The 11212-nt window shown below is 62.6% G+C and carries 7 protein-coding genes; 1 reads left to right on the top strand and 6 read right to left on the bottom strand.

Annotated elements, in window-relative coordinates:
• Positions 1-107 precede the first annotated feature (107 nt).
• Positions 108-1142: an OmpA family protein gene (locus tag V7773_RS20515; protein ID WP_063322264.1), complete on the top strand. Its 1035-nt coding sequence runs from the start codon at positions 108-110 to the stop codon at positions 1140-1142.
• 197 nt (positions 1143-1339) lie between these two features.
• On the opposite strand, the gene cobA is transcribed toward V7773_RS20515, so the two are convergent.
• The 6 genes from cobA to V7773_RS20545 form a co-directional block, all read right to left on the bottom strand.
• Positions 1340-2095: a uroporphyrinogen-III C-methyltransferase gene (gene cobA, locus V7773_RS20520; protein ID WP_063322263.1), complete on the bottom strand. Its 756-nt coding sequence runs from the start codon at positions 2093-2095 to the stop codon at positions 1340-1342.
• Between the two features lie 10 nt (positions 2096-2105).
• A complete protein-coding gene (locus tag V7773_RS20525; protein WP_336074786.1) occupies positions 2106-4823 on the bottom strand; it encodes a nitrate reductase in 2718 nt (905 codons plus the stop codon).
• Positions 4823-5140 (bottom strand): nitrite reductase small subunit NirD, encoded by a 318-nt coding sequence (gene nirD / locus V7773_RS20530; RefSeq protein ID WP_014337336.1) that lies wholly within the window; start codon positions 5138-5140, stop codon positions 4823-4825. Before nirD ends, V7773_RS20525 begins: the two co-directional genes overlap by 1 nt.
• Positions 5137-7590 (bottom strand): nitrite reductase large subunit NirB, encoded by a 2454-nt coding sequence (nirB, locus tag V7773_RS20535; RefSeq protein ID WP_336074788.1) that lies wholly within the window; start codon positions 7588-7590, stop codon positions 5137-5139. The genes nirD and nirB overlap by 4 nt, the downstream gene beginning before the upstream one ends.
• Before the next feature lie 465 nt (positions 7591-8055).
• The gene (locus tag V7773_RS20540) at positions 8056-9726 is read right to left on the bottom strand and encodes a bifunctional protein-serine/threonine kinase/phosphatase (protein ID WP_336074790.1); all 1671 of its coding nucleotides are present in this window, start codon (positions 9724-9726) and stop codon (positions 8056-8058) included.
• Between the two features lie 9 nt (positions 9727-9735).
• Positions 9736-10947 carry a nitrate/nitrite transporter gene (locus V7773_RS20545; protein ID WP_039589025.1) on the bottom strand — a complete coding sequence of 404 codons (1212 nt, stop codon included), beginning with the start codon at positions 10945-10947 and terminating at the stop codon, positions 9736-9738.
• Between the last annotated feature and the right edge of the window lie 265 nt (positions 10948-11212).

Below are 11212 nucleotides of genomic sequence, written 5' to 3' on the forward strand. Positions count from 1 at the left end.
TTCGGCGCAAATATCTCTTACGTGTAGGCAAGTTCTGATAGACTTGCCGCCGAGTTGTCCCCCGGTTTGCGGGACTGCTTCACAATCACCAGATGGGGATTTAACGGATGAAACTGAAAAACACCTTGGGCTTTGCCATTGGTTCTTTGATTGCTGCCACTTCGTTCGGCGCTCTGGCACAAGGCCAAGGCGCAGTTGAAATCGAAGGCTTCGCCAAGAAAGAACAATTCGACAGCGCTCGTAACTTCAAGAACAACGGCAACCTGTTCGGCGGTTCGGTTGGTTACTTCCTGACCGACGACGTTGAACTGCGTCTGGCCTACGACGAAGTGCACAACGCCCGTACTGACGACGGCACCAACGTCAAAGGCGCCAACACCGCTCTGGACGCTCTGTACCACTTCAACAACCCAGGCGACATGCTGCGTCCTTACGTCTCTGCCGGTTTCTCCGACCAGAGCATCGACCAGAATGGCAGCAACGGTCGTAACCGTTCCACCTTCGCCAACGTTGGCGGCGGCGCCAAGCTGTACTTCACCGAGAACTTCTACGCCCGTGCCGGCGTTGAAGCTCAGTACAACATCGACCAGGGCGACACCGAGTGGGCTCCAAGCGTCGGTATCGGTGTGAACTTCGGTGGCGGCTCCAAGCCTGCTGCTGCTCCAGTTCCAGCTCCGGCTGAAGTCTGCTCCGACAGCGACAACGATGGCGTGTGCGACAACGTCGACAAGTGCCCTGACACCCCAGCCAACGTAACCGTTGACGCTGATGGCTGCCCAGCTGTTGCTGAAGTCGTACGTGTTGAGCTGGACGTGAAGTTCGACTTCGACAAGTCGGTTGTCAAGCCTAACAGCTACGGCGACATCAAGAACCTGGCTGACTTCATGAAGCAGTACCCATCCACCAGCACCACTGTTGAAGGTCACACTGACTCCGTCGGTCCTGACGCTTACAACCAGAAACTGTCTGAGCGTCGTGCAAAAGCCGTTCAACAAGTTCTGACCAACCAGTACGGTGTTGAATCGTCCCGCGTTCAGGCTGTTGGCTACGGCGAATCCCGCCCAGTTGCTGACAACGCCACTGAAGCTGGTCGTGCAGTTAACCGTCGCGTAGAAGCGCAGGTTGAAGCCCAAGCTAAGTAATTAGCCTGACGCTATAGAAAAGCCCGGCTTAGGCCGGGCTTTTCTTTGTCTGCGATTTGTGGGTCGCAGCTTGTGCCAGACAGAACAATACCTGTGGGAGCGGGCTTGCTCGCGATGGCGGCGTATCAGTCAACATCAATGATGCAGACCCACCGCTATCGCGAGCAGGCTCGCTCCCACAGGTTCGGTGTGGTTTGTTATAGCGCCGACGCCTGGACCCACGCAGGCTGCGATCCGGCGAGTTCAGCGGCCGCTGCCACCGCGCCAATCACCAGGATCGCCGGGCTCTTGAGTTGAAAGGCGTTCGCATCGGCTTCCATCGAGGCCAAGTCACTGCGGCAGTCACGTTGATGGGGCAGGGACGCATTTTCGATCATGGCGACAGGCGTGTTCGCCGCCAAGCCACCGGCCAGCAACTGTTCGCGGATCTCGCTCAGTTTCGCCACACCCATGTACACCACCAGCGTCGTGCCGCTTTGCGCCAAGGCTTGCCAGTTCAGGCTACTGCCGTCCTGGGTGTGTGCCGTCACCAGCGTCACGCCCCGGGCAACCCCGCGCAGGGTCAGTGGAATATCGCATTGGGTCGCCCCCGCGAGGCCGGCGGTGATGCCATTGACCATCTCCACTTCGACACCCTGCTCGCGCAGCCACTGTGCCTCTTCACCACCGCGGCCGAAGATGCAGGGGTCGCCGCCCTTGAGGCGCACCACGCATTTGCCCTGGCGGGCATAACGCAGCATCAATCGATGAATGAAGGCCTGGGGTGTGGAGCGGCACCCGCCGCGCTTGCCCACGGCAATGATGCGCGCATCGGGGCAATGTTCCAGCACCGCTGCGTTGACCAGATCGTCGATCAACACCACGTCGGCCTCGCGCAGGGCGCGCACGGCTTTGAGGGTCAGTAATTCAGGGTCACCAGGACCTGCACCCACCAGCCAGACTTTTGCGTTCATAGTGTTTTCCTCACGAGATAGCCGCCAGCGGTTGCGCAGTGGCAACCAGCAGGCGCTTGATTTCCGGTACGCAGGAGCCGCATTGCGTGCCACAGCCCAGCTCCTGTTTGAGCCCCTGCAAGTCCAGGCCACGTTCAATACCTGCGCAGATCGCACGCTGGCTGACGTTCATGCAGTTGCACAGCGTTTTGCTGCCACCCGTTGCTGCGCCGACATTGCCCGGCGGCGCGCTCAAAGGCGCCAGCAGCCAGCGCCGCAGTTGTTCATCGGCACGACCTTCCAGCCACAGGTTCTGCAACCAGTGTCGGGCCAGGGTTTCGCCGGCCAGGCGAATAGCGGTGATGCGGCCGTTTTCGATGCGCACCCGCTTACCGATGGAGCGACGCGGATCGTCATAGGCCAGCACCGGCCCATCAATCAGACCCAATTGTTCGTCGATGGCCTGGAGCAGTTGCGGTTCAGGGGCAACGGCGCTGGCGGCGCGAATCAGCAATGCGGGACGCTCACGGCCAGTCAGGCTCAGGCTGACGTAGGAAAACGCCTCGCACAGGGGGCGCAGGGCCTCCAGATGCTGTTGAACATCGCCTTCGATCAAGGCGAAAAGCTGCCAAGGCAGGTTCACCGCTTCCAGGCGCACACCGCTGTGCTTGAGTTCCGGTTGTTTCGACAAGGGATCGAAGGCGGGTTGCGTCAGGGTATTGACCCCGCCCTTGAGGAACCGGTCGCCCCAGTGCATGGGCAGGAACGCCTGGCCGGGACGCACGCTATCGTCGCTGTCCACGGCCACGATCACGCTGCCGCGACGACTCTTGAGGTTGACCAGGTCGCCCGCTTGCAGGCGATGGCGCTGCAGTTCGTCGGGATGCAGGCTCAGTACCGCTTCGTTCACATGACCAAACAACTGGGCGGCGGTGCCGGTGCGGCTCATGCCGTGCCATTGGTCGCGTAGCCGACCGGTGTTGAGGGTCAGCGGGTAGCGGGCGTCACGCAGTTCCTTGGCGGCGCGATACGGGTCGGCCACGAACCGGGCGCGGCCGCTGTCGGTGGGAAAAATCCCGTCCACGTACAAACGCGCCGTTCCGACGGTCGCGCCTTCCGGGAAGGGCCATTGCTGCGGACCGAGTTGATCGATCAACGCATGGCTGATGCCGGACAAGTCCAGGTCGCGACCCCGGGTCAGTTGCTTGTATTCATCGAACAGTTGGGCCGGGGTTTCAAAGGCGAACAGGCTGGGCTGGCCGGGCCGCAGGCGTTTCTCCAGGCGCTGTGCGAAATCCACCGTGATTGCCCAGTCCGGCCGTGCTTCACCCGGCGCGCCGATTGCCCGGCGGACGTGGGAAATGCGCCGTTCGGAGTTGGTCACCGAACCTTCTTTCTCGCCCCAGCTGGCCGCCGGCAGCAGCAGGTCGGCGAATGCGGCGGTTTCGGTGGTCCGGAACGCCTCCTGCAGGACCACGAACGGGCAGGCTTGCAGGGCTTCACGTACCGCGGTCTGGTCCGGCATCGATTGGGCGGGGTTGGTGCAGGCGATCCACAAGGCCTTGATCTTGCCGCTGCGAACCTGCTCGAACAATTCGATGGCGCTCAAGCCCGTGGTGGCGGGCAATTGCTCGACGCCCCAATAACGGGCGACTTCGGCGCGATGCTCCGGGTTGGCTGCTTCGCGATGACCTGGCAGCAGGTTCGACAGGCTGCCGGTTTCCCGTCCGCCCATGGCATTGGGCTGGCCAGTCAGAGAGAAAGGCCCCGCACCTGGCCGGCCGATTTGCCCGGTGGCCAGGTGCAAGTTGATCAAAGCGCTGTTCTTGGCGCTGCCGGCGGTGGACTGGTTCAAGCCCATGCACCACAGCGACAGGAAGCTTGGCGACGTGCCGACCCATTCGGCGCACTGATGCAGTTGTTCGACGCTGATGCCGCATAACTGGGCGACCATCGCCGGGGTGTAGTCGCGCACCAGGTTTTTCAGGTCCGCCAGGCCTTCGGTGTGGGCCTTGATGAAATCGCGGTTGACCCAGTCTTCCCACAGCAGCAGGTGCAAAATCCCATGGAACAGGGCGACATCGGTGCCGGGCAGGATCGCCAGGTGCAGGTCCGCCAGGTCGCAGGTGTCGGTGCGCCGGGGGTCGATGACGATGATTTTCATCTGTGGCCGGCGGGATTTGGCCTCTTCGAGGCGGCGAAACAGGATCGGGTGGGCGTAGGCCATGTTACTGCCGACGATCATCACGCAGTCGCTCAGCTCCAGGTCTTCATAGCTGCAGGGCGGGGCGTCGGCGCCGAGGCTGCGCTTGTAGCCCACCACGGCGGAGGACATGCACAGCCGCGAATTGCTGTCGATGTTATTGGTGCCCACCAATGCCCGGGCGAGCTTGTTGAAGGCATAGTAGTCCTCGGTCAGCAGTTGCCCGGAGATGTAGAACGCCACGCTGTCCGGGCCGTGCTCGGCGATGGTCTCGGCGAAGACGCTGGCGGCGTGATCCAGGGCGCTGTCCCAGTCGCTGCGGGCCCGGGCCAGGCCTTTGCCCAGGCGCAGTTCCGGGTAGTGGGCGCGAGCGGCGAGGTCGCCGGTCAGGTGCAGGGTGGAGCCCTTGCTGCACAGTTTGCCAAAGTTGGCCGGATGGGCGGGATCGCCACTGACGCCGAGGATGCGCTCGCCGTCATGCTCGATCAGGACGCCGCAACCGACCCCGCAATAACAGCAGGTCGAGGCAGTGATTTGGCGGTTCATCAGCTTGCGTCCCGCAGTGCCAACTGTACCCGACCGTTCTCGACCCGCGCCGAATGATGATGGGCGCAGCCCACATCCGGAGCCTGGGCCTGGCCGGTTTCCAAGTCGATCTGCCAATTGTGCAGCGGGCAGGCCACGCGTTTGCCATAGACCAAGCCTTGGGACAGCGGGCCACCCTTGTGCGGGCAACGGTCATCGAGGGCGAAGACTTCATCGTCGCTGGTCCGAAAAATCGCGATATCGCCTTTCGGGCCATTGATGATGCGCGAGCCGAGGATATTGATTTCTTCCAGTGCGCAGATATCCAGCCAGTTCATGCCGGCACCTCCAGGTTTTTCACGGGGATGACCTCGAACTCTTTCTTCAGCTGGGGTTGTTCCAGGCGCTGTTTCCAAGGGTCCTGTTCCAGCGACAGGGAAAACTTCAGGCGTTCATGGAGGGCTTTGCGCCGTTCCGGGTCCTCAAGCACGGCTTTCTTGATGTGCTCCATGCCGACCCGCTGCATGTAGTGCACGGTGCGTTCGAGGTAGAAGGCTTCTTCGCGGTACAGCTGCAGGAAGGCGCCGTTGTATTCGCGCACTTCTTCGGCGGTCTTGAGCTTGACGAAAAACTCGGCGACCTCGGTCTTGATCCCGCCGTTGCCACCGATGTACATCTCCCAGCCGGAGTCGACACCGATGATGCCGACGTCCTTGATGCCGGCTTCCGAGCAGTTGCGCGGGCAACCGGAAACGGCCAGCTTGACCTTGTGGGGCGACCACATGTTGAACAGGTCGTGCTCCAACTCGATACCCAGTTGGGTCGAGTTTTGCGTGCCAAAGCGGCAGAACTCGCTGCCCACGCAGGTTTTCACGGTGCGGATGGATTTGCCGTAGGCGTGGCCGGACGGCATGTCGAGGTCTTTCCACACGCCGGGCAGGTCCTGCTTCTTGATGCCCAGCAGGTCGATGCGCTGGCCGCCGGTGACCTTGACCATGGGCACGTTGTATTTGTCGGCCACGTCGGCGATGCGCCGCAGTTCCGAAGGATTGGTCACGCCGCCCCACATCCGCGGCACGACCGAGTAGGTGCCGTCTTTCTGGATGTTGGCGTGGGCACGTTCGTTGATCAGGCGCGACTGCGGGTCGTCCTGGGCTTCGCCGGGCCAGGTGGAGATCAAGTAGTAGTTCAGCGCCGGGCGGCAGGTGGCGCAGCCGTTCGGGGTCCGCCAGTTCAGGTAGCTCATGGCCCCGGCGATGGTCAGCAGGTGCTGGTCGCGGATTGCCTGGCGGATCTGGCCGTGGTTGAGGTCGCTGCAACCGCAGATGGCTTTTTCGCTTTTCGGTTTGACGTCCGCTGCGCCGCCGACGGTGTTGATCAGGATCTGCTCTACCAGGCCGGCGCAGGAACCGCAGGAGCTGGCGGCCTTGGTGTGTTTCTTCACGTCATCGACGCTGAACAGCCCGTGTTCCTGGATCGCCTTGACGATGGTGCCCTTGCACACGCCGTTGCAGCCGCAGACTTCGGCGCTGTCGGCCATGCTCATGGCTTTGTCCTGGCCTTGGTGACCGACGTCGCCCAAGGCGTTCTCGCCAAACATCAGGTGATCGCGGATCTCGCTGATGCCGTGGTTTTCCCGGATCTGGCGGAAGTACCAGCCGCCATCTGCGGTATCGCCGTACAGGCAGGCGCCGACCAGCACGTCATCCTTGATCACCAGCTTTTTGTAGACGCCGCCGATCGGGTCGGAAAGGGTGATGGTTTCGGTGCCTTCGCCGCCCATGAAGTCCCCGGCGGAGAACAGGTCGATACCGGTGACTTTGAGTTTGGTCGAGGTCACCGAGCCCTTGTAGGTGGCGAAGCCCAGTTGTGCGAGGTGGTTGGCGCAGACCTTGGCCTGTTCGAACAACGGCGCCACCAGGCCGTAAGCGGTGCCACGGTGGCTGGCGCATTCACCGATGGCGTAGATGCGCGGGTCGTAGGTTTGCATCGTGTCGTTGACCAGGATCCCGCGGTTGCAGGGGATGCCGGATTTTTCCGCCAATTCGGTATTGGGCCGGATGCCGGCGGCCATCACCACCAGGTCGGCGGGGATGATGTCGCCGTTCTTGAACTGCACCGAGCCGACCCGGCCATTGCCGGCGTCGTGCAAGGCCTGGGTCTGCTCGCTGAGGCGGAATTTCAAGCCACGGTTTTCCAGGGCGGTCTGCAGCAATTGGCCGCTGGTCTTGTCCAGTTGCCGTTCCAGCAGCCATTCGCCCAGGTGCACCACGGTCACGTCCATGCCCCGCAGCTTCAAGCCGTTGGCGGCTTCCAGGCCGAGCAGGCCGCCGCCGATGACCACGGCGTGCTTGTGAGTCTTGGCGGTGTCGATCATCGCCTGGGTGTCGGCGATGTCGCGGTAGCCGATCACGCCTTCCAGGGTGTTGCCGGGAATCGGCAGGATGAAGGGCGTGGAGCCGGTGGCGATCAGCAGGCGATCGTATTCGGCTTCGCTGCCGTCTTCGGCGATAACCCGGCGCTTGACCCGATCGATCTCAACCACCTTGCGGTTGAGCAGCAGCTTGATGTCGTTGTCCAGGTACCAGCTCAGGTCGTTGAGCACGATCTCTTCGAACGTCTGCTCACCGGCCAGCACCGGCGAGAGCAGGATGCGGTTGTAGTTGGTGTGTGGCTCGGCGCCGAACACTGTGATGTCGTACAGCTCGTTGCTCAGTTTGAGCAGTTCCTCGAGGGTTCGAACCCCGGCCATGCCGTTGCCGATCATTACCAGTTTGAGTTTTTTCATCAGGGTTCTCCGCAAGCTCAGGTCCGCTTTATCACGGTGATCGGACTGGCTCGGCAATTTTTACGAAAACAAAAAAAGGCGTCCCGCTAGCAAGCTAGCGAGGACGCCTTTGTCCTGGTCCCGTTCTCTCGGGAAGCACCGCCTTCATCGTTGGAGGCGTTGCTTTATGTATGGTGAGAGAGGTTATGCAGTGGTTGTGCCAAGTGGCTTGAAGGTGCGGATTTATTGAGCTGCGGGTTGGTTGAGCGGATTGGGGAGGGATTTATTGCACTGAATCAAAGCGTGTTGCCCGGTAATGGAGCGTTGTCGAGCGACGAGGCATTTTATGTGGCGAGGGAGCTTGCTCCCGCTGGGCTGCGCAGCAGCCCCCCCTCTCAAGCTCGCTCAATCAACCTGATCCACCGTGTCGCCGGGTTCTAGGGCCGCTGCGCGCCCCAGCGGGAGCAAGCTCCCTCGCCACGGTTGTTATGAGTGAAACACCAAAAACAGCAGCACAATGTTCACCACCAGGGACGCCAGCGCCAAGGTCCGCCAGACCTTCAGCGGCTCGCGCTCCAGCAGTGGCCGGGGCCTTACGTTCAAGCTGCGGCGTTCACCCTGCTCCAGCAGCAACAACCACTCTTCGGCGGTTTCAAAGCGTTGCTCCGGGTCTGCGGCGACGGCGCGTTCCAGGCTTTGCCCGAGCCATTCGGCCAAGTCCGGTCGATAGCGACTGGCACTGACCGGTACGCCAAAGCGCGGGCGTTGGAAGGCTTCGATTTCGCCGTAGGGATAATGCCCGGTCAGCAGGAAGTACAAGGTCACGCCGACCGAGTACAAGTCCTGTTGCGCCGTCGGTGCGGCGCCGCCGAAGGCTTCCGGGGCGATGTAGCTGGGGGTGCCGGGCAAGACGTTGGCCTGGTCCTCGGACAGGCCCGGGCAGTACGCCAGGCCGAAATCCAGCAAACGCAATTCCCCGTCATCCCCCAGGTGCAGGTTTTCCGGCTTGATGTCGCGGTGGTAGATCTGCCTTCGATGCAACAGGCCTACTGCCCGTACCAGCCGCTGCGCCAGGTCCAGCCACTGGGCCAGAGGCAGTGGCCCACCCTGGTTGAACAGCTCGGCGAGGGTCGCGCCCGGATATTCACGCATCACGTAGTACAAATGCTGACGCTGGGGAACGCCATGGACCTCGGGAAACTGCCGCCCGGCGACGCGCTTGAGAAACCACTCTTCCGAGAGCAACGCCTGCCCCGCGCGGCTATCGTCCCGTAGCTGCGCGGGCAGGGTTTTCAGTAGCCAAGGTTGGCCCTGACCATCGTGTACCCGGTAGAGCAACGATTGCTGGCTCTGGCCGAGCAGGCTTTCGATCTGCCAGCCCTCGAACACCTGGCCCGGTTTCAGCGCAGGCGGCAGGGGCCATTGCTGCAACTGGATCAGCGCATCGCCGATGCTCGCTTCGCCCACCGCGTCGACTCGCACCAGCAAGGCGCTGGCGTTGTCCTGGCTGCCGGCCAGGTGCGCGGCGTTGACCAGGGTCTGGGCGGCGACGTCCAGGTCCGGTTGATCCCGAAGAATGCCGGCAATGGCCGTGTCGCCCAGCACCGCCCAGACGCCATCACTGAGCAATACGAAGGTTTCGTCGATGCGCAGTTCGCCGTCAAGAAAGTCGAGGATCAGGTGTTGGTCCAGGCCCAGGGCACGCTTGAGCACATGCTGCATGCCCTGTTGTTCCCAGACGTGGTCTTCGCTGACCCGTTGCAGATGATCGGCGTGCCAGCGGTAGACCCGGCAATCGCCGACGTGGGCCAAGGTGAAGCGCCGGCCCCGCAGGACCAGGGCGCTGACGGTGGTGAGCAGCGGCTGTCCGCCACCGTTGGCTTGCAGCCAGCGATTCTGCGCCAACAGCAACCGGTCCAATGCCTGGGCCACGCCCCAGGTCTGTGGCGTGGAGTAGTAATCCAGGGCCAGGGCCTGCAAGGTCGAACGGGCGGCCAGCCCGCCATCGGCGCATTGGCTCACGCCGTCGGCGATGGCGAACAGGTATCCCTTGCTGGCGGCCAGGGCCGGGGCGGGGGTGACCAGGCGCAGGGCGTCCTGGTTTTCCTCCCGCGGGCCGATGGCACTGGCTTCGGCGAAACTCAGTTGCAGGCTCATGGGGGTTATTTATACCCGAGCCGCGGTGACGGCGGCCGAACCCCAAGTGGTTCTCCAGCGACGCTTGACGCCGTGCAGGCCGAACCAGGCCAGGACACCGAGGCTGGCGAACAACCACAGTGCCAGTTGATAGCTGCCGGTGCTCTGCTTGATCGCGCCCATGCCCGCCGCCAGGGCGAAGCCGCCGATGCCGCCGGCCATGCCGATCAGCCCGGTCATCACACCGATTTCGCGACGGAAGCGTTGTGGCACCAGTTGGAACACCGCGCCGTTGCCTGCACCGAGACCGAGCATGGTGCAAACGAACAGGGCCAGGGCCGCGTAGGAACTCGGCAGGTTGAAACCCACTGCGGCGATGCAGACGGCCGCGACGGTGTACATGCCCAGCAAGGTGCGGATGCCGCCGAAACGGTCCGCCAGGGCGCCGCCCAATGGACGCATCAGGCTGCCACCGAAGACGCAGGCGGCGGTGTAGTAGCCAGCGGTGACCGGGCTCAGGCCATATTGGTCGTTGAAGTAGCCGGGCAGGGCGCTGGCCAGGCCAATGAAACCACCGAAGGTCACGCTGTAGAAGAACATGAACCACCAGCTGTCACGGTCGCCCAAGGCCTTGAGGTAGTCGGCCATGGATTTGGCTTTCGGCCGCTCGGGAGCGTTCTTGGCCAGCCAGGCGAAGAGCACCAGGGTCAGCACCAGCGGGATCAGCGCGAAGCCGAACACGTTGCTCCAGCCGAATGCCACCGCCATCACCGGGGCGATCAACGCCGCCAGTACGGTGCCCGAGTTACCGGCACCGGCAATACCCATGGCCTTGCCCTGATGCTGTGGTGGATACCACTGGGACGCCAGCGGCAGGGCCACCGCGAACGATGCGCCGGCCACGCCCAGGAACAGGCCTAGCAACAACGCTTGCTCGTAGCTGTGGATGCCCAGTTTCCAGGCGCAGAACAGCGCACCGATCACAATCACCTGGCCCACCATGCCAGCAGTCTTCGGCGAAATCCGATCGGCCAGCAGGCCCATGAACAACCGCAGTACGGCGCCAGCCAGGATCGGCGTCGCGACCATCAGGCCGCGTTGCTGGGTGGTCAGGTGCAGGTCGGCAGAGATCTGTACCGCCAGTGGACCGAGCAGGTACCAGACCATGAAGCTCAGGTCGAAGTAGAGGAAGGCCGCGAACAGTGTCGGGGTATGGCCGGATTTCCAGAAGCTTGAATTCATCGCGCACCTCAGCTGTAAAAGTCTCGAGAAATGAGTCAGTGCTTTGAGCAGTGCGCCGTCTGTGGTCGCACCACCGGCCCCGAAGGGCCAAAACAAAAAAACGCCGCAACCCGGATTGCCAGAAAGGCAAGGAGGGTGTGCGACGTCTTTGTCGTAGGTGGGGCAACCGCCGTTGGTTACCTGTGGGATGACTTAAGCGAGATCTGTGCCAGGTCTGTCACGATCGTTCCTACGCTCTGCGTGGGAATGCCGCCAGGGACGCTCC

Source organism: Pseudomonas sp. 3JA (assembly GCF_036961705.1).
In the GTDB taxonomy this organism is placed as follows: domain Bacteria; phylum Pseudomonadota; class Gammaproteobacteria; order Pseudomonadales; family Pseudomonadaceae; genus Aquipseudomonas; species Aquipseudomonas fluorescens_Q.

Coding starts and splice junctions, on each gene's coding strand:
- V7773_RS20515 (WP_063322264.1), top strand. CDS start 108: ATGAAACTGAAAAACACCTTGGGCTTTGCCATTGGTTCTTTGATTGCT.
- cobA (WP_063322263.1), bottom strand. CDS start 2,095: ATGAACGCAAAAGTCTGGCTGGTGGGTGCAGGTCCTGGTGACCCTGAA.
- V7773_RS20525 (WP_336074786.1), bottom strand. CDS start 4,823: ATGAACCGCCAAATCACTGCCTCGACCTGCTGTTATTGCGGGGTCGGT.
- nirD (WP_014337336.1), bottom strand. CDS start 5,140: ATGAACTGGCTGGATATCTGCGCACTGGAAGAAATCAATATCCTCGGC.
- nirB (WP_336074788.1), bottom strand. CDS start 7,590: ATGAAAAAACTCAAACTGGTAATGATCGGCAACGGCATGGCCGGGGTT.
- V7773_RS20540 (WP_336074790.1), bottom strand. CDS start 9,726: ATGAGCCTGCAACTGAGTTTCGCCGAAGCCAGTGCCATCGGCCCGCGG.
- V7773_RS20545 (WP_039589025.1), bottom strand. CDS start 10,947: ATGAATTCAAGCTTCTGGAAATCCGGCCATACCCCGACACTGTTCGCG.